General features: G+C 42.6%; 21 protein-coding genes and 2 pseudogenes. 14 read left to right on the top strand and 9 right to left on the bottom strand.

The window, feature by feature from the left end; translation table 11 throughout:
• The first annotated feature begins 62 nt into the window (after positions 1-62).
• The 4 genes from rsgA to secB all read left to right on the top strand — a co-directional run bounded on the left by rsgA (position 63) and on the right by secB (position 2,377).
• Entirely contained in the window at positions 63-1,121 is a 1,059-nt protein-coding gene (rsgA, locus tag AC4MDD_RS02600; RefSeq protein WP_004983468.1) for a ribosome small subunit-dependent GTPase A, read from the top strand.
• Between the two features lie 97 nt (positions 1,122-1,218).
• Entirely contained in the window at positions 1,219-1,626 is a 408-nt protein-coding gene (locus AC4MDD_RS02595) for a rhodanese-like domain-containing protein (protein ID WP_004697633.1), read from the top strand.
• Positions 1,627-1,645: 19 nt separating this feature from the next.
• Entirely contained in the window at positions 1,646-1,900 is a 255-nt protein-coding gene (grxC, locus tag AC4MDD_RS02590; protein WP_004697632.1) for a glutaredoxin 3, read from the top strand.
• Between the two features lie 27 nt (positions 1,901-1,927).
• On the top strand, positions 1,928-2,377 hold the full coding sequence (gene secB, locus AC4MDD_RS02585) for a protein-export chaperone SecB (protein WP_004697631.1): 450 nt from the start codon (positions 1,928-1,930) through the stop codon (positions 2,375-2,377).
• A gap of 60 nt (positions 2,378-2,437) precedes the next feature.
• Here the strand turns inward: secB and AC4MDD_RS02580 are convergent, their stop codons facing one another.
• Both AC4MDD_RS02580 and coaBC read right to left on the bottom strand, forming a co-directional pair.
• Positions 2,438-2,827 carry a cytochrome b562 gene (locus tag AC4MDD_RS02580; RefSeq protein ID WP_004697630.1) on the bottom strand — a complete coding sequence of 130 codons (390 nt, stop codon included), beginning with the start codon at positions 2,825-2,827 and terminating at the stop codon, positions 2,438-2,440.
• Between the two features lie 77 nt (positions 2,828-2,904).
• Positions 2,905-4,179: a bifunctional phosphopantothenoylcysteine decarboxylase/phosphopantothenate--cysteine ligase CoaBC gene (coaBC, locus tag AC4MDD_RS02575; RefSeq protein ID WP_491882249.1), complete on the bottom strand. Its 1,275-nt coding sequence runs from the start codon at positions 4,177-4,179 to the stop codon at positions 2,905-2,907.
• 111 nt (positions 4,180-4,290) lie between these two features.
• Here coaBC and radC point away from each other — a divergent pair, with 111 nt between their 5' ends.
• Both radC and AC4MDD_RS02565 read left to right on the top strand, forming a co-directional pair.
• The gene (gene radC / locus AC4MDD_RS02570) at positions 4,291-4,983 is read left to right on the top strand and encodes a RadC family protein (RefSeq protein WP_205667588.1); all 693 of its coding nucleotides are present in this window, start codon (positions 4,291-4,293) and stop codon (positions 4,981-4,983) included.
• A 75-nt stretch (positions 4,984-5,058) separates the two neighbouring features.
• On the top strand, positions 5,059-5,970 hold the full coding sequence (locus AC4MDD_RS02565) for a bestrophin family protein (protein WP_004983451.1): 912 nt from the start codon (positions 5,059-5,061) through the stop codon (positions 5,968-5,970).
• A gap of 67 nt (positions 5,971-6,037) precedes the next feature.
• Here AC4MDD_RS02565 and AC4MDD_RS02560 read toward each other — a convergent pair whose 3' ends face one another.
• Positions 6,038-6,889 carry a PHP domain-containing protein gene (locus tag AC4MDD_RS02560; protein WP_491882248.1) on the bottom strand — a complete coding sequence of 284 codons (852 nt, stop codon included), beginning with the start codon at positions 6,887-6,889 and terminating at the stop codon, positions 6,038-6,040.
• Between the two features lie 44 nt (positions 6,890-6,933).
• On the opposite strand from AC4MDD_RS02560, the gene AC4MDD_RS02555 reads away from it, so the two are divergent.
• From AC4MDD_RS02555 to mnmC, 4 genes are read left to right on the top strand one after another with little or no spacing between them, the layout of a single operon-like run.
• Positions 6,934-7,548 (top strand): septation protein IspZ, encoded by a 615-nt coding sequence (locus AC4MDD_RS02555; RefSeq protein ID WP_086210480.1) that lies wholly within the window; start codon positions 6,934-6,936, stop codon positions 7,546-7,548.
• A 29-nt stretch (positions 7,549-7,577) separates the two neighbouring features.
• Positions 7,578-7,880: a YciI family protein gene (locus tag AC4MDD_RS02550; RefSeq protein WP_178928810.1), complete on the top strand. Its 303-nt coding sequence runs from the start codon at positions 7,578-7,580 to the stop codon at positions 7,878-7,880.
• A gap of 4 nt (positions 7,881-7,884) precedes the next feature.
• Entirely contained in the window at positions 7,885-8,388 is a 504-nt protein-coding gene (locus AC4MDD_RS02545) for an SH3 domain-containing protein (protein WP_491882247.1), read from the top strand.
• 30 nt (positions 8,389-8,418) lie between these two features.
• A complete protein-coding gene (gene mnmC, locus AC4MDD_RS02540) occupies positions 8,419-10,332 on the top strand; it encodes a bifunctional tRNA (5-methylaminomethyl-2-thiouridine)(34)-methyltransferase MnmC2/FAD-dependent 5-carboxymethylaminomethyl-2-thiouridine(34) oxidoreductase MnmC1 (protein ID WP_491882246.1) in 1,914 nt (637 codons plus the stop codon).
• 101 nt (positions 10,333-10,433) lie between these two features.
• On the opposite strand, the gene AC4MDD_RS02535 is transcribed toward mnmC, so the two are convergent.
• A complete protein-coding gene (locus tag AC4MDD_RS02535) occupies positions 10,434-10,748 on the bottom strand; it encodes a rhodanese-like domain-containing protein (protein WP_004983438.1) in 315 nt (104 codons plus the stop codon).
• 91 nt (positions 10,749-10,839) lie between these two features.
• Here AC4MDD_RS02535 and AC4MDD_RS02530 point away from each other — a divergent pair, with 91 nt between their 5' ends.
• From AC4MDD_RS02530 to AC4MDD_RS02520, 3 genes and pseudogenes are all read left to right on the top strand, one after another.
• A complete protein-coding gene (locus AC4MDD_RS02530) occupies positions 10,840-11,328 on the top strand; it encodes a YajQ family cyclic di-GMP-binding protein (protein WP_004697619.1) in 489 nt (162 codons plus the stop codon).
• Between the two features lie 28 nt (positions 11,329-11,356).
• Positions 11,357-11,857 (top strand): DUF4442 domain-containing protein, encoded by a 501-nt coding sequence (locus AC4MDD_RS02525; protein WP_436906126.1) that lies wholly within the window; start codon positions 11,357-11,359, stop codon positions 11,855-11,857.
• Positions 11,858-11,994: 137 nt separating this feature from the next.
• Positions 11,995-12,231, top strand: a pseudogene (locus AC4MDD_RS02520) (nuclear transport factor 2 family protein); the annotation flags it as partial.
• Between the two features lie 139 nt (positions 12,232-12,370).
• On the opposite strand, the gene AC4MDD_RS02515 reads toward AC4MDD_RS02520, so the two are convergent.
• Both AC4MDD_RS02515 and AC4MDD_RS02510 read right to left on the bottom strand, forming a co-directional pair.
• Positions 12,371-13,525: an RNA-guided endonuclease InsQ/TnpB family protein gene (locus AC4MDD_RS02515; protein ID WP_005402020.1), complete on the bottom strand. Its 1,155-nt coding sequence runs from the start codon at positions 13,523-13,525 to the stop codon at positions 12,371-12,373.
• Positions 13,522-14,136, bottom strand: a complete 615-nt coding sequence (locus tag AC4MDD_RS02510; protein ID WP_005402019.1) for an IS607 family transposase — start codon at positions 14,134-14,136, stop codon at positions 13,522-13,524. Before AC4MDD_RS02510 ends, AC4MDD_RS02515 begins: the two co-directional genes overlap by 4 nt.
• Before the next feature lie 44 nt (positions 14,137-14,180).
• On the opposite strand from AC4MDD_RS02510, the pseudogene AC4MDD_RS02505 reads away from it, so the two are divergent.
• Positions 14,181-14,450, top strand: a pseudogene (locus tag AC4MDD_RS02505) (nuclear transport factor 2 family protein); the annotation flags it as partial.
• Between the two features lie 73 nt (positions 14,451-14,523).
• On the opposite strand, the gene AC4MDD_RS02500 reads toward AC4MDD_RS02505, so the two are convergent.
• The 3 genes from AC4MDD_RS02500 to AC4MDD_RS02490 are packed head-to-tail and all read right to left on the bottom strand — an operon-like array spanning position 14,524 to position 16,292.
• On the bottom strand, positions 14,524-14,946 hold the full coding sequence (locus tag AC4MDD_RS02500; protein ID WP_004697616.1) for an acyl-CoA thioesterase: 423 nt from the start codon (positions 14,944-14,946) through the stop codon (positions 14,524-14,526).
• Positions 14,947-14,963: 17 nt separating this feature from the next.
• Positions 14,964-15,395: a thioredoxin TrxC gene (gene trxC / locus AC4MDD_RS02495; RefSeq protein WP_279045053.1), complete on the bottom strand. Its 432-nt coding sequence runs from the start codon at positions 15,393-15,395 to the stop codon at positions 14,964-14,966.
• Positions 15,396-16,292 (bottom strand): alpha/beta hydrolase, encoded by an 897-nt coding sequence (locus AC4MDD_RS02490; protein WP_436906124.1) that lies wholly within the window; start codon positions 16,290-16,292, stop codon positions 15,396-15,398.
• Positions 16,293-16,353: the final 61 nt, after the last annotated feature.

Below are 16,353 nucleotides of genomic sequence, written 5' to 3'. Positions count from 1 at the left end.
TAACTGATACCCTGCTTCGTGCTATTTTTGCCATCTTGAATTCATGGTTTTTTAGGATATGAATGGCTTTAATTCGTAAACGTCGTTTAACTGAACAGCAACAACGCCGCATTCAGAAACAACAGCAAACACGTCAAGAAGATATCGACACTTCAAATGACTTAGAAGGCTTGGTGGTACAACACTACGGTCGTCAGCTTGAAGTGCAAGCCCTTACGACTCCAGACCCACATCCCATCAAACCGACGGTACAAGCAGGTGAACCTGAACCGTTTTGGAAACCAATTGAACTCGGCAGCATTTGGCGCTGTCATACACGCACCAACCTCGAACTACTGGTCACAGGTGATCGTGTCAAATGGCAAGCCGACCCAAATACGGGGCTCGGGATCATCAATGCCATACAGCCACGTCAATCACTACTGACTCGTCCAGACCGTTATCATAAAGTAAAACCTGTCGCTGCCAATATCAGCCTGATTGTGATTGTATTTGCGCCACTGCCTGAGCCAGCACCAGGTCTGATTGACCGTTATTTGGTGGCCTGTGCCGATGCCAACATTCCAGCACTTTTAGTGCTGAACAAAACCGATTTGCTCAAAGACAATGACCCGATTTTAGCGTTGATTGCGGAATATCAAGCCTTAGGCTATGAAGTGATGCAAACACAAGCCGATGGTGATTTAACAGCACTGACTCAGCGTTTAAAAAATGAAACTGTGGCTTTTGTTGGCCAATCTGGCGTTGGTAAAAGCACGCTGATTAATGCCATCGTGCCAGACGCTGCACAGAAAACCAATGTGATTTCTGAAAACTCAGCCCTAGGGCAGCACACCACGACCTCTACCCGTTTGATTGGTTTTGGCGAAGGCGCTTCGCTGATTGACTCACCAGGAATTCGTGAGTTTGGTTTATGGCACTTAGATGCGGACAAAGTACAACGTGGCTTTCCTGAAATTGAAAACTTGTTGGGCTACTGTCAGTTCCGTAACTGCACCCATAAACATGAAAAACAATGTGCTTTACGCTTAGCTGCGGCAAATGGTGAAATTTTAACGCGCCGTTTAGACAGCTATTTACGTCTGATTGATGAAATTGCTGAAGCTCAGCAAAAAAATTAATTTTTATTCAACCTTAGCCCTTGAAGCGGTGATTTTGATCACCATATTTTATAAGCTATACTCTCTAGCAATTTTTGAATTGTAATTTAGGTGACTTGTGGAACGTTGGTTCGAGTTTATGGGGAATCACCCCTTCTTATTTGGAACACTTGCGGTATTGGTTGTTTTGTTTTTCGTACTTGAAGGACAACGCAATGGTCGCAAAATTTCACCACAATCTTTAGGTATTTTAGTGAAAGCTAAAAATGCCATGTTGATTGACTTACGTGATGCCAAAGATTTCCGTGAAGGTCATATCAGTGGAAGTCGCAACATTCCCTACAGCCAAATTACAAAACATGCTGAAGAGTTAAAAGCTGCAGATCGTCCACTCGTCTTCATCTGTAATTTAGGCCAAGTGGCAGGTACTGCTTTACAACAAGTTGCACATACTGACAGCTATCGTTTAGATGGCGGGATTAGCAACTGGAAGGCTCAAGGCTTACCACTGGTTAAAGCTAAATAATTTGCACAAGGAGAAACTCATGGCTCAAGTCACTATTTACTCAACGACTGTATGTCCATATTGCGTTCGCGCAAAGCAGCTCCTTGAGCGTAAAGGCGTTGAATATAAAGAAATTAATTTATCTAAAGAAGCGCCAGAAGTCCGCATTGAATTGATGCAACGCACCAATCACCGTACGGTTCCACAAATTTTTATTGATGACCAATTTATTGGTGGTTTTGATCAGCTTTATGCTTTAGAGCGTGAAGGCAAACTCGACCAACTATTGGCATAATTAGCTCAGCATATTAAGGATTAGAAAATGAGTGAAGCTCAACCACAACTTGCTTTAGAACGTATTTACACAAAAGATATTTCTTTTGAAGTCCCTGGGGCGCAAGTTTTTACCAAAGAATGGCAACCAGAGTTGAACATCAACTTATCATCTTCTGCTGAAAAAGTTGATCCAACTCACTACGAAGTTTCACTTAAAGTGGTTGTACAAGCAAACAATGCAGGCGACACGGCGTTTATTGTCGATGTTACTCAAGCGGGTATTTTCCTTGTAGATGGTGTTGAAGAAGAACGTCTTCCGTACATCTTAGGTGCATATTGCCCAAACATCTTGTTCCCGTTCCTTCGTGAAGCGGTGAATGATATGGTGACTAAAGGCAGTTTCCCACAATTGTTACTTACACCAATTAACTTTGATGCTGAGTTCGAAGCAAATATGCAGCGTGCTCAAGCAGCCGCTGTTGAAGGTCAAGCTTAAAACTTTAAGCTCTTCATACATAAAAAAGACCGCTTTTGCGGTCTTTTTTATTGTACTGAATTATTTAAATGCTTTATGGCCTTGCTGCTTAATAGCCTCAAACTTGGCTGAACTTTGTTTAGCTTCCGCAAGTTTCCCTGCCTGTACCAAATGCTGAGCATGTTCAATTTCTTGGGTTAATGCATCAAACTTTTGTTCATATTGTTTCACTTTAACACTGTCTTTGGGTTGTTTCACCAAAGTGTCAGGCTTGTTTTGCTTGGCAGTTGCCGCGGCTTTTTGCATTTCAGTTAATGCGGTATTCGCCTCTGTGGCAGTCTTGGCTTGAGCAAAAGCTTTTGAGTTTTTCGCCAAAGATTTCATCGCACCTTCTAGCACTTCCGACGCTTGTGCAAGTCCTGCCAAACATAAACCACTGCTCAACAGCACAACCTTTAATAATGTTTTCATTCTTATTCCTATGAGTTTGCAAAAAAAATGCAGCCTAAGGCTGCATTGAATATCGCAAAAATTAAGACCGATGTAAATTAAAAATCATCATCACTTTCAGGGTCTCGATGTAAAGCATCGTGAATCGCTTCAACCAACTGCAAAGCAATTTCTTGTTTCGATGCTTTTTCCAAATCGCGCTTGTCCATTTTATAGCTTTCTGCAAAAAAGACCGTCATCGCATTTTCATCAGACGCAAAACCAATATCAGGACGTGACACATCATTACAGGCAATCATATCGAGCTTTTTCGCCACCAATTTACCTGCGGCATACTCCTCGACATTGCGTGTTTCTGCTGCGAAACCCACCATGAACGGGCGTTTATCTTGCTGTGCAATGGTCGCCACAATATCAGGGTTTTTGATTAAAGAAACATTGAGCTCGTCCCCTGCTTTCTTAATCTTATGCTCTGCAACTTCTGCGACACGATAATCAGCAACAGCGGCTGTCGCGATAAACACATCACAGCCTTCATCTAACATTTGCATGCTGGTATCCAGCATTTTCATGGCAGATGAAACATTGATTCGGCGTACACCGTTCGGTGTGTCTAAGCTGACAGGACCTGCAATTAAAGTCACTTTGGCTCCTGCCGCATAACAGGCAGCAGCAATAGCAAAGCCCATTTTCCCTGTACTGTGGTTGGAAATATAACGCACAGGATCAATCGCTTCACGCGTTGGCCCAGCAGTAATGGTGACTTTTTTACCCGCCAGCATCCCAAATTTTTCAGCCATGGCACGCTGCGCTTTATGGAAGTATTCTGTCACTTGATGTGCCAAATCCTCAGGCTCAGGCATACGGCCTAAACCGACATCACCACAAGCTTGCGCACCTGCATCTGGCATGATTACATGCACGCCATCTTCCACCAAAGTCGCTAAATTACGCTGTGTGGCTTTTGCCGCCCACATTTGTTGGTTCATGGCTGGTGCGACCCATACAGGGGCTTTGGTGGCTAAATATAAAGTAGAAAGCAGATCATCGGCTAAACCCGCAGCAAACTTTGCGATGGTGTTGCAACTGGCAGGCGCAACCAAGAGTAAGTTTGCCCAACGTGCCAGCTCAATATGCCCCATGCCCGCTTCAGCTTCAGGATCGAGAAGTGCGGTATGGACAGGGTTGCCCGACAAAGCTTGAAAAGTTAGCGGCGTAATAAAAGCCTGTGCACCTTCGGTCATCACCACACGGACTTGAAAACCCGCATCTTTTAAACGGCGAACCAAAATGGCACTTTTATAGGCAGCAATACCACCCGTAACAGCTAAAAGGATATTTTTATTTGGAATTACACTGAGATCAAAGCTCACGAACAGGCTACCTTTCTGTTGCAGTGGCGCTCACAATAGCATTAAATAGTCTCGTACCCAATCATCGATTGGGCCCTGTTTCTCAGATTAAGAATAAAAAAGTATTAAATAATGCACTTATCCATAAAAAAATGGCCCGAACAAGAGCGGCCACGTGAACGCTTATTACAACAAGGGCCTGCCAGCCTCTCCGATGCAGAACTGCTTGCTATTTTCATCCGTTCGGGTTCAACGCAACATTCTGCGGTCGAATTGGCACGTCTTTTGTTGCAACATTTTGGCAGTCTGAATGCGGTTTTTGATGCTGAACTGCCCGAGCTCAGCCAATTTCACGGCATTGGTCCGACCAAGTATTCACAATTAATGGCCGTCAAAGAATTGGGGCGACGCTACAGTAGCCAGGAACTCAAGCAACAAAAGTTGGAACTCAATCATTCAGCTCAATTGCTCAAGTTTTTACAGTATGAATTTTCAGGCGAGAACCAAGAAGTCTTTGCGGTGCTCTGCTTGGATGCACATTTAAGAAAAATAAATTTTAAAAAATTGTTTTTTGGCGCAGTCAATTCTTGTGAAATATCGATCAATCAATTGCTCCGTTACTGTATTGCTCAACACGCTACCTTTATCGTGATTGCACATAATCATCCACTTGGAAAAGCTCAACCCTCCACGGCGGACATCGAACTGACCAAGCGCATTCTTCAAGCCAGTCAGCTCGTGGATATTCAACTGATTGATCATTTCATTTTATCACCCGAAGGTGCTTTTTCTTTTGCTGAACACGGTCTGATCCAATCCATTTAAATATGCAGACAAATGATTGACAAATACGGTGACAAATATGAAGATCAAGCAAAATTGTAAAAGAATTCTAATCACATGATTGTGCGTGATCAGCCCAGTATTTTTAAGGTGCTTTTTTCATGGCGTGGCACCATTCTTCCCAAAGTTTTACCCCCTTTGGGCGTGGTCATGTTGGTCTCTGCCATTATTGGCATTTTGTCCTATGTCGGCTATTTCCACTTCCCTGAACTGCCTTTGGTCGGCTTCACCCTCATTGGGGTGGTACTTTCCATTTTCCTCGGCTTTAAAAATAGTGCCTGCTATGATCGTTGGTGGGAAGCGCGTAAATTATGGGGTATTTTAATTGCCAATTCACGTCACTTTGACCGCGACTGTCGTATCTTGACTCAAGGTCGGCGTGAACGTGTGATTCAACATGTGATTGTGTTTGCCAATGTTTTACGTGACCGTTTACGCCATCAAACAGCCAATCCAACAGAACTGGTAGAAACTAGTGGCTTAAGTCAAAATGCGCTGACTCAGCTGTATCAACAAGCCAATGCCCCGCAGTACACGCTTAGTCTGATTCAGTGGGAGTTGATGCAAGCATTAAAAGAAGGTGAAATTAGCGACATTGTCTATGCGCAGTTGAATCAGCACGTTGCTGACTTGAGTGTGGTGCAAACTGGCTGTGATCGTATTGCGACAACACCGCTACCTTTTGCCTACTCTGTATTACTCAATCGTACGGTATATTTTTTCTGTCTCATTTTACCGTTTAGCTTAGGCTCAACCTTGGGTATTTTCACCCCGCTCTTGGTTGGTGTGTTGGCCTATACCTTCTTAGGACTCGATGCTTTGAGCTCGGAAATTGAAGAACCTTTCGGAACGCAAAGTAATGACTTGCCGCTGGACTCGATGGTACGGACTATCGAAATTGAACTGCTTGGAACTTTAGGTAAACCTACCCCTCCCCCCATTCAAGCACAAGACAATAACTTACTCTAATCAAGCGCACGCTGACCTTCTCTTATGCTAGATAACTCTTGGAGAAGGTGGGAATGACCAGTACTCTTTAAACAAAACTTTCCCAAATCCCCACTTGCCCGTCTTTAACTCTGGGAATATTGCCCAACTTAATCCACGGCATATTGTCGCCATGAAAGTCACTACCGACCGATACTTTTAAACCGTGCTCAGCAATCATCCTATCCACCATTTGGCGGGTAGATGTTGGTTCAACATTGGGGGGCAATTCAACCGCATCCCCACCAAACTGCGCAAATATTTCAATCAGATAACGAATGTTCGTAGCAGATAAGTCATACCGTGTCGGATGCGCCAATACGGCAAAACCGCCACTGGCATGAATCACCTGAATGGTTTCTTCTAAGCCCAGTCCATCAAATTTCACGTAGGCTTTTTTGCCTTCCTTAATATATTTATCAAACGCTTGTTGCGCACGACTCACATACTTTTTTTCAACCAAGGTCTTGGCAATATGGGTTCGAGTCACACGGTCAGGCATCTGTTCAACTTTCGCCAAAACATCGAGATAAATATCTTCACCAATCAGTGGAATCAATAAATCACAAATTTCTTTGGCGCGGCGCGCGCGGATTTGTTTTTGCTGTTCAAGACATTTTTGTAGTGGCTTTAAATCTTGCATATTCAATGCAACCACATGCACGCCATAGTTTTTCTTAGTCGAGGGTCTCGACCACTGACTGGAAATTTCTACACCTGAAATAATACGCATCGCATGCGACTTTGCAGCCAACTCTGCTAAAGCAAGGCCATCCATGGTGTCATGGTCTGTCAAAGCCAAGGTATGAATACCTTTTTCTGCTGCAGCATCAACCAATTGCTTCGGTGTGAAAGTGCCATCAGAAATATTGCTGTGAGTATGTAAATCTACGCCTTCCATCACTTATACTAGCTATTTATTTGAACAGATTTAGATACTCTAACATGAAAGCACTTTTAGACTTTGTGCCGCTGATCATTTTCTTTTATTTATATAAAACTGTAGATCCGAAAAATACTGATCACCCATTACTTCAATTGATTGGTTCTGCTGGGGGTGTCGATAATAATAATATTCTTGTAGCCACCACAGGTTTAATTATTTCGATGCTGATGGTTTACGGCGCACTGTTCTTCATGCAAAAGTTCCGTTTAGACAAACAACAGTGGATTGTGTTGTTTATGACGGTTATTTTCGGCGGTGTTACCTTAATGCTGTCAGATGACTTTTACATCAAACTTAAAGCGGCCTTGCTGAACATTATTTTCTCAGGTGCTTTCTTACTTTCTCCTTATTTTGGCAAAGAACGTAAACCGCTGATCAAACGTTTGTTCGGCCCAATCTTCAATTTAACCGACGCAGGTTGGAAAAACTTAAACTTTGCATGGGCTGCTATGTTTGCCCTCATGTCTTTTTTACACGTATTTTTCGCATTTTTATTTATGGACGGAAAATATTGGGGAGAATTCACGGCTTTTGGTGACATGATCGTGATGTTTTCCTTTATCATTATTCAGTTTATTGTATTGCGTAAATACTTTAAATCTTCTGAAGAGTAATTTAGCCAGAACATACATCGAGAACTCTTATGCCGCTATTCGTCGTCACATGTACCGATCAAGAAGGTACAGTCGAAAAACGTCTTGCCACACGTCCAGAACATCTTGCTCGTTTACAAAAGCTCGATGATGAAGGTCGTTTAATTGTTGCAGGAGCGATGCCGAAAGATCCAAGCAATCCACAAGCAGGCTTTTATGGCAGTACAATCATTGTTGACTTTGACTCACGTGAAGCACTCGATGTCTGGTTACAGGAAGAGCCTTTCTTAAAAGCAGGGGTTTATCGTCAGATTGATGTTAAACCATTTAATAAAGCATTCCCTCAAGGATAAGGTCATGCGCGTTGTTGTCACAAGCTTATTGGGCTTATCTCTTCTTTCTTCTATGGCGTGGGCTGTTGAAACCGCTCCTGCCCCGAGTGTAGCCCCTGCTGTACCAGCAACGACTGCCGTACCTGTTCAAGTGCAAGGCAGTACAACTCAGCCGAAAATCATTCCTGCGGTGGCCACAGTTAGTCCAACAGGCCAACCGCAAGAAGCCAAACCACTCACCGCTGAACAACTGGCTAAGAACAAAGCATTGCAAGATGCCAAAGTCAAAGCACTGGTCAAAGACCAAGCTTCACGTCTTGCACAATTGGAAAAAGCCAACCTTGATGCTTTGGCGCAAAACCAAGAGCTACAACTCAAAAATGATAGCCTCGGTGTACAAGTTCAAGTCTTACAAAGCGAACGCAGTGCGCAAATGTTCCTCTACGGCGCAGCAACCATCGCTGTTGGTGTATTACTGGGTTTCTTAATTGCCAGTTACGTTTATACCAAACGTCGTCGTCAGTGGTAAGCTAAGCCCTATTGAAAACAATAGGGTGCTGTGGTTGTGTCGCGTGCAATTCAAACTGCCGATTTAGAATGGCAACAGATTGATGGCATAGATGTGCCAGTCTCAAAACAATTTGGCGATGTCTATTTTTCCAAGGACAATGGTCTACTCGAAACTCGCCATGTGTTTTTAAATGGCAATGATTTACCTGAGCGTCTGTCCAATCTTCAGCCCTTTGAATATTTTAGTGTTGGTGAAACAGGCTTTGGCACAGGGCTCAACATCTTAGCGCTTTGGCAACTTTGGCAACAGGTGCGCCCAAATAACCACAGCCACCTTCATGCCATTTCAGTTGAAAAATTTCCGCTGTCTAAAACGGATCTAATACGCGCACTCAATGTCTGGCCTGAACTCAAACCGATTGCCGATCAACTAATTGCACAGTACCCGTACCCGATTGCAGGTTGTCATCGCCTGTGCTTCCCTAAGGAACGTTTCAGCCTTGACCTTTGGTTAGGCGATGCCCACGATGTTTTCCCCAGTATGGCAAAAACCAGTCGCGTTAACGCATGGTTCCTCGATGGTTTCGCACCTGCCTGTAACCCAGACATATGGGAAGAGCAAGTACTGAATCACATCGTTCGCCTATCTGGTATTGGAACGACATTTTCTTCATTTAGTGTCGCAGGCGTGCTCAAACGTGGTTTAACGCAGCATGGTATTTCTATTTCACGTCCGCGTGGCTATAAGCATAAACGCGAAATGCTGAAAGCCATCTGGTTAGCTGCTGAACCTGAAAACACATCAGACGCTATCGATACCCAATCAGTATTAAATCAAAATCGACCTGATCAAGTACTACACGCTTTTAAACAACGCCAAATTGCTATCATTGGCGCAGGGATTGCAGGTTTAAGTAGTGCATGGGCCTTTGCTGAGCGCGGGCACCAAGTCACGCTCTACGACCAATCTGAGCCACTTGCAGGAGGTTCAGGCAATCCTCTGGCCTTACTCAACCCCAAACTTTGTCCAATTGAACAAAGTCATGAGCATTTAATGACTTTGGCTTGGCAACATGCTTTACAGCACTATCCCAAGTTTCAGGCTTTTCGCCCCATTCAAGTACATCAACTGGCACTGAAAAAAGCCGAAGACTTACTCGATCTCGAACAACAATACCCTGCGGGTCTTCTGACAGCAGAAACTGCTGCTGATTCTGCGTTAATCACTGAATATCCAAGTCTGAATCTAACTGAAGCTGGCGCTGTCTCACCACATCAGCTCAGAGATCAAATCTTAGCGCATCCGCTGATTCAGTTCGTACAAGCCAAAATTACTCAAATCCATCCAGAGCACAATGAACTTTTCAATGAACAAGCTCAATCTCTTGGTCAATTTGATTACGTGATTGTCTGTTGTGCACGCCAGACGGCAGCTTTCTTTGAGCAATATCCTGTGCTGAAGCCCATTCGCGGACAAGTCAGTTGGGTGGAGAATACTGCGCAACCTTTAGCCCTCAATCAAGCTTATAGCTATGGCGGCTACTGTATGCAGCTTGATGCTCAACAATTCATTCTAGGTGCATCTTTCTATCCCAATCGAGATGACAGCGATGTTTTACTTGAAGACCATGTGCATAACTACGAGCTTATCCACAGTATCTTTCCACATTATGCACAATCACTTCCTGATGTGACGACTTGGCAAGGCCGTGCATCCGTTCGCGCGCAAAGTTTGGACTATTTTCCAGTCCTTGGAAAAATGTCTGAACAGACTGAAATTTATAGCTTTGCGGGCTTGGGTTCTAAAGGCTTTTTGTTTGCGCCTTTATGTAGTGAAATTTTAGCGGCACAGATACTAAAAGAGGCCTGCCCTGTTCCTGAGTCACTGCTACAAAAGCTCAGTCCGACCCGATTCCATAAAAAGCTCAAAGCCAAAAAGCCTTATTTTAAAGCGCAGTCTTAGTTCTGCTTATGACTCAAGTACAGCATATGGCGCTATAAATAGAGAAATGTAAATTTCTAAGACATTAAAAAAGCGCCTTACGGCGCTTTTTTTGCTTCTGCTTAATTACTTTGTTCTAAGGCTAAACCAGCATCACGAGCAGCACGGGTACCACCCATTAAAATCACATACTCACGCGCACTGTCAAAACCTTCGAGTAACTCTGCAGCACGTGGCGCTTTACTACCGCCACCACATAAAATGTAAATCGGTTGATCCGTCGACACTTGAGTAAGGCTTTGTGCTGAAAGTTCTGTGATTGGCTGATTAATCGCCCCTTTCACGTGTGCTTCAGCATAAGCACTTGAATCGCGTACATCCCAGATGATCGCATCCTCTGGGAACTCAAATGTTGTAATTTCTTGTTTACGGATCATTGCGCACTCCTTTGATGTAAACAACACTTGGCAAATGAAGAAAACATCCCTAGCATCTCAGATATTCTTTCCATTTGTAAAGGTTTAATCCATGCCATCTTTTGATATTGTTTCAGAATTAGAAATTTTTGAAGTAAATCATGCCGTTCAGAACACCCAAAAGGAAATCGCAACCCGTTTCGACTTCCGTGGTCAGGACGTTTCAATTGAACTCAATGAAAAAAACAAAGAAATCAAAATTTCAACTGAAAGTGATTTCCAGTGTGAACAAGTGTACACCATGTTAGAGAACCATTTCTTTAAGCGTAAAGTCGATATTCAAGCGCTTGATCCACAAAAAATGACTGCTTCAGGTAAAAATGTACTTCAAGTGGTGAAATTAAAAGACGGACTTGACTCAGATACCGCAAAAAAAATTAACAAGGCCATTAAAGAAAGCGGTATTAAAGTGCAATCTTCAATTCAAGGCGACAAAATTCGTGTGACTGATAAAAAGCGCGATACATTACAGCAAGTAATGACCTTTTTAAAAGAACAACAATTTGGTCTGCCTTTACAGTTCAATAACTTTAAAGACTAATACTCTTGTTTGATCATTTGAGGTAACTATGCCAAAGGCCAATCGCTTATCAAAACTTGTAAAAACCACGTCACGCTTGCCGAAAGCATTACGTACGCGATTATGGAATCAAGCTTTTGGTCGCATAGTTCCCATGGTCGGCAGTGCCAATATTCGTTATTTACAAGTCAGTCATAGCGAAGTCGTGGTCAAAATCGAAAATCACCGTGCCATGCAAAACCATATTGGTCAACTGCATGCCTGTGCCATGGCCTTAATTGCTGAAACGGCAACGGGTTTTGTAACAGGGATGAATGTACCTGATCATTGCATCGTTCTGATTAAAAGCATGCACGTTGACTTTAAACGTCCGAGTAAAGGTGCCATGACAGCGACAGCCACCTTAACACCAGAACAACAGCAGGTGATGCAAACCACCGCTAAAGGTGAAACTTTAGTTTCTGTGACAGTAATGGATGAATCGGGTGAAGCACCCGTTCAATGTGAAATGTTATGGGCGTGGCTCGACAAAGCATCATTAAAAAAGTAAAAATGTAAATATAACTTACTGTTTGGTAAGTATAAAATTTACAACAACACGCTAAAGCTGCGACTAAAACTTACTATATCTTTGTTTCGACTCAGCTCAAAATCATGCTACATAACATGAATATTTGAGCTGACTTGATGAAAAAAATACTAATTTTAGCGACTGCCTTATTTTCTTTGGGGCTGGTGGCCTGCCAACAGCACAACCCAGCCAACTCATCGGTTTCAACAACGCCGAGTCACCATTCTGCCTCTGCCCTGACTGAACAAAATAAAAAAATTATAGTGGACTTTTATGAAGGCGTTTTTAGCAAACATCAGGTTCAAACCTATTCAGACCGCTATATTGGTACACAATACATTCAACATAATCCGTTATTTAAAACCTACTTAAACCTACTTACGTGGGTTTAATGTTTAATTCCTACTTCATCATCAAGAACCAATTGCTATTGCGCTTGGGATTACCTCAATTCCATAGGCTGTCACGGTGTAACTCACCGCCATTGGTGGCTTATGTAGCCACCAATTCTTTATCTGCATGTTTTAGAATATTGATGGCAGCATTAATATCCCTGTGATGCAGGGTGTTACATGAACATCGCCACTCACGCATTGCAAGTGTCAGGTTTTGGTTTAATTCACCACAATTCGAACACATCTTGCTGCTTGGAAAGAATCGTCCAACAGAAAGTATTGATTTGCCATGCTGTTTAGCCTTGTAAATCAACTGTCGCTTGAACTCATAAAAGCCCATATCCGATATGGCTCTTGAGAGCTTACGGTTTTGTACCATACCTTTCACATTTAAATCCTCAATCGCAATCAGATCGAATCGCTTAACTAAATCAGATGTGACTTGATGAAGATTGTTTTTTCTCAAGCATGATATTTTGTAGTGCAAACGAGAGAGCTTGGTTTTCGCTTTTTCTCTGTTTTGACTACCTTTCTTTTTACGGCTAAAAGACTTAGCAAGTCGTCTTAACTTGGCAAGCTGTTTCTTTAGTGGCGCACTTGATGGAACAACCTCGCCATTAGATAAAGTGGCAAGACTGGAAACACCTAAATCAATACCAACAGATAAACCTGTTTTGGGGTGAAGTTTCTCAGGCTGATTTAATTCAACAGCAATCGAAGCAAACCACTTACCACCCTGTTTAAATATTTTCGCTGATAATATTTTTCCTTGATAACGCAAATCCTCAGTCATTTTTACCCAACCCAAGTTTGGGATACTAATTTTTCTATCTTTAATGCTGAATTGGTCATTTGATAATGAGAAGCGATCATCTACGCCTTTTTTTCTAGGCTTTGGATATTTGGATTGACCATTAAAAAAACGATCAAATGAACTACCCAATTGCTTAATCGCAAGTTGTGGCGCACATTTGGTCACTTTAAGCATGAAAGGGTATTTCTCACGCTTGAACGAGTTTAAGTGCTTTCTTATTTTAGCTTCGGATGGTTTATTTAGAAGTTTTTTATCCACCTGAACGCCATAATAGTCACACTGATCTCTATATTCCTTATCTGCTTTATATTGACGTTGCCATTCTTTTAAAGCCCAATTATACGACAAACGAGCAACACCACTCGCTTGAGCGAAATGACTTGCTTGCTTATTATTTGGCAGTAATTGGATTACATGCCCTCGTATGAATCGGCTCATAGTGCGTCTTTGACTGCCTGTATTAACTTTTGGTTTTTCTTACTACGACTACCATATAATCTTGCCGAAAACACTGTAATGATTTCCAAAACATCTTGAGCAAGTTCTTCCTCAAAAGACAAATTTTCACCCTTATTAAGAATGACGATCTCCACGCTTTTAGCTTCACATAAGGCAAAAACCAACTCAGCACCAAACCGCAATAAGCGATCTTTATGCGTTAAAACCAAACGTCCGATTTCATCATTCATGATTGCTTCTAGCAGCTTATTTAAGCCTTTTTTTCTATAGTTCATACCCGAACCAAGATCGGAGATTAATTCAAACGTCCAACCTTGATTTGCACAGTACATTTCAAGAACTTGTTGCTGTCGAATTAAATCTTCTTTTTGGTCATGACTCGATACCCTTGCGTATGCAATGGTTTTCCTTTGAAGTTGACTATCGGGCTTGTGTATTTGCTCAGGCGTGATCTTACTCAGATCATATCGTCTATGATTTTTAGGGGTTCGATCTGCAACCAAAGTGCCTTCTTCATCCCAACGCCTTAATGTTTGAATGGAAACACCTAATGTTTTAGCTGCAACGCTAATGCTTACATATTTACTCATGTTGTATATAATAGTATAGAAATAAGTAGATTTCAATTAGCAGTTACAAACCCTATGTTGCAGACGGCAAAGCGCCTTTTGTAAACTACTTCACCCAGTACTTTAAAGAACATCCTGATGCAAGAAACACCATCAAGCGTGTCGTAGCCGAAGGTGATTTGGTGGTGCTCCATGTACATTCCACTCAAAATGCACAAGATCGTGGTGAGGCCGTTGTCGATATTTTCCGCGTCGAACAAGGCAAAATTGTAGAACATTGGGATGTGATACAAAGTATTCCCGCGGAGTCCGCCAACCGCAATACTATGTTTTAATCCATCGGACTGCATTGAATAGCAATAAAAAGCCAGTGATTACACTGGCTTTTTTTGCAGACCAACTCAAGCTTTAGTTGGATTGGCTTGCAAGAAACTTTTCTTTAACATCCGCTGGAATCTGACGTTTATTGCCTTTGACATCAACCGCAACAAAGGTAAATACACCTTCAGTCACACGTACAGGTGGACGTGAACTGTCATGACTATCCCACACTTCAATTTCCATCTGAATAGACGTATTGCCCACTTTTAACAGTTTGGTATAACAACTGATGACATCGCCAACTTTCACTGGGACTAAGAACGTCATCTGATTAATTGAAATCGTTGCACAGCGTCCCTTACTAAAACGCTCTGCGTGAATTGCACCCGCCAAATCCATTTGTGACACAATCCAACCACCAAAAACATCTCCACTCCAGTTGGTATCGGCTGGCATTGCAATTGTCTGAAGAGACAACATCCCTTCTGGTTTCACATGAATCTCTGACACGTTGACTCCAATTTTCGTTATGACTGGGCTTGCAACTGTTGATCTAACCATTGTTGCAATTGTGGCGCACGGAGCGCACCGCTTATTCTAGCAATTTCCGTGGTTTTATTCATTAAAACCAAGGTCGGAATGCTGCGTACATTAAATGCACTGCTCAATCGCGGAGACTCTTCGGTATTTATTTTAGCAAAAATAACCTGCGGATTTTGCTTGGCCACTTCAGCAAAGTGCGGAGCCATCATTTTACATGGACCACACCACTCTGCCCATAAATCAATAAACACTGGCAAATCGCTATGGCTAATGTACTGGCTAAAATTCTGCTCATTCAATTCAATCGGCGCCGCAGGTAACAGCGCTGCGTGGCATTGGCCACAGCTCGGATTGGCACTCAATTTCTCTTCAGGCACACGATTTTTGGCCAAACAAGTAGGACAGACGATAATCATTTAGTTGACTCCAATATGTTGATGTAAGAATTCTAATTGGGTCGAAATGGCTTTTTCAAACCAACTGGCATGATAAATATCAAAATGCTGCATCTCCCATTCATGATATTGAACAAAAGGGGCAATATTGGTCGCGGCTTCACGACTGGATTCAATCGGAATTAAACTATCATGCTTGGCGGCAATGAAAAGTACAGGAATATTAATTTGTCTGACATTTTGAATCGGACGATAACGAATTAAATTAAAAAATAATCGGGCAGGTATCTCACCACTCCAATAATAATCAGGATTAATAATCGAACGATAACCCAAATACGCATCTTGCGTCGGTAAAAAACATAACTCTCGTGGATCAACCACAGGTAAAGTGGTCGGAGATATCCCCACTTTTCCACCCATATAATCTTGGCTCGATAGTTTTAAGGCTTTAGGGAACTGTTGCAAAGGATATAACTTAGCACTTGCTGCCCCATCTACAAAGGGTACTTGCGCCATCACTGCCTGTACATTCTTGAATTCTGCTGCAATATCGAGCACATAACCGCCACTGAGCGCCGTCCCCCACAGCACGATCCGTCGACTATCGATCGACTTACGTTCTTTGAGGTGGTTAATCATGGTCTGCCAATCTTCAAGCTGCTTCTTAATCGAGACCAACTCTCGTGGACGTCCAGTACTCCCGCCCCAATAACGGTAGTCAAATAATACGACTGCATAACCCGCTTGTGCAAAACGTTGTGCAAATTGGATCAGTTTGAATTGGCGAAGCCCAGCCAAACCATGGGCCATCACAATCACTGCTGGTTTCTCTTCGGTTTTCGGACGATAAAAATCCGCAGCAATGACCTCTTGGCCACTTTTGACATATAGCGGTTCAACGGTATAGGCGTGCATACCTGCTCCATTGCGTTATTTTATGGTTGTAATCGCTTATAAATATTTCAACAGCATAGGC

It is taken from the genome of Acinetobacter sp. CAU_H_29a_1 (assembly GCF_058599505.1).
Note: the sequence above shows the minus strand (reverse complement) of the source record. Positions and strands in the feature narration are given on the sequence as shown.

Bases quoted from the DNA above. Each gene is read 5' to 3' on its own strand.
- rsgA (WP_004983468.1), top strand. From the start codon at position 63: ATGGCTTTAATTCGTAAACGTCGTTTAACTGAACAGCAACAACGCCGC.
- grxC (WP_004697632.1), top strand. From the start codon at position 1,646: ATGGCTCAAGTCACTATTTACTCAACGACTGTATGTCCATATTGCGTT.
- secB (WP_004697631.1), top strand. From the start codon at position 1,928: ATGAGTGAAGCTCAACCACAACTTGCTTTAGAACGTATTTACACAAAA.
- AC4MDD_RS02580 (WP_004697630.1), bottom strand. From the start codon at position 2,827: ATGAAAACATTATTAAAGGTTGTGCTGTTGAGCAGTGGTTTATGTTTG.
- radC (WP_205667588.1), top strand. From the start codon at position 4,291: ATGCACTTATCCATAAAAAAATGGCCCGAACAAGAGCGGCCACGTGAA.
- AC4MDD_RS02565 (WP_004983451.1), top strand. From the start codon at position 5,059: ATGATTGTGCGTGATCAGCCCAGTATTTTTAAGGTGCTTTTTTCATGG.
- AC4MDD_RS02560 (WP_491882248.1), bottom strand. From the start codon at position 6,889: ATGGAAGGCGTAGATTTACATACTCACAGCAATATTTCTGATGGCACT.
- AC4MDD_RS02555 (WP_086210480.1), top strand. From the start codon at position 6,934: ATGAAAGCACTTTTAGACTTTGTGCCGCTGATCATTTTCTTTTATTTA.
- AC4MDD_RS02550 (WP_178928810.1), top strand. From the start codon at position 7,578: ATGCCGCTATTCGTCGTCACATGTACCGATCAAGAAGGTACAGTCGAA.
- AC4MDD_RS02545 (WP_491882247.1), top strand. From the start codon at position 7,885: ATGCGCGTTGTTGTCACAAGCTTATTGGGCTTATCTCTTCTTTCTTCT.
- AC4MDD_RS02535 (WP_004983438.1), bottom strand. From the start codon at position 10,748: ATGATCCGTAAACAAGAAATTACAACATTTGAGTTCCCAGAGGATGCG.
- AC4MDD_RS02530 (WP_004697619.1), top strand. From the start codon at position 10,840: ATGCCATCTTTTGATATTGTTTCAGAATTAGAAATTTTTGAAGTAAAT.
- AC4MDD_RS02525 (WP_436906126.1), top strand. From the start codon at position 11,357: ATGCCAAAGGCCAATCGCTTATCAAAACTTGTAAAAACCACGTCACGC.
- AC4MDD_RS02515 (WP_005402020.1), bottom strand. From the start codon at position 13,525: ATGAGCCGATTCATACGAGGGCATGTAATCCAATTACTGCCAAATAAT.
- AC4MDD_RS02510 (WP_005402019.1), bottom strand. From the start codon at position 14,136: ATGAGTAAATATGTAAGCATTAGCGTTGCAGCTAAAACATTAGGTGTT.
- trxC (WP_279045053.1), bottom strand. From the start codon at position 15,395: ATGATTATCGTCTGTCCTACTTGTTTGGCCAAAAATCGTGTGCCTGAA.
- AC4MDD_RS02490 (WP_436906124.1), bottom strand. From the start codon at position 16,292: ATGCACGCCTATACCGTTGAACCGCTATATGTCAAAAGTGGCCAAGAG.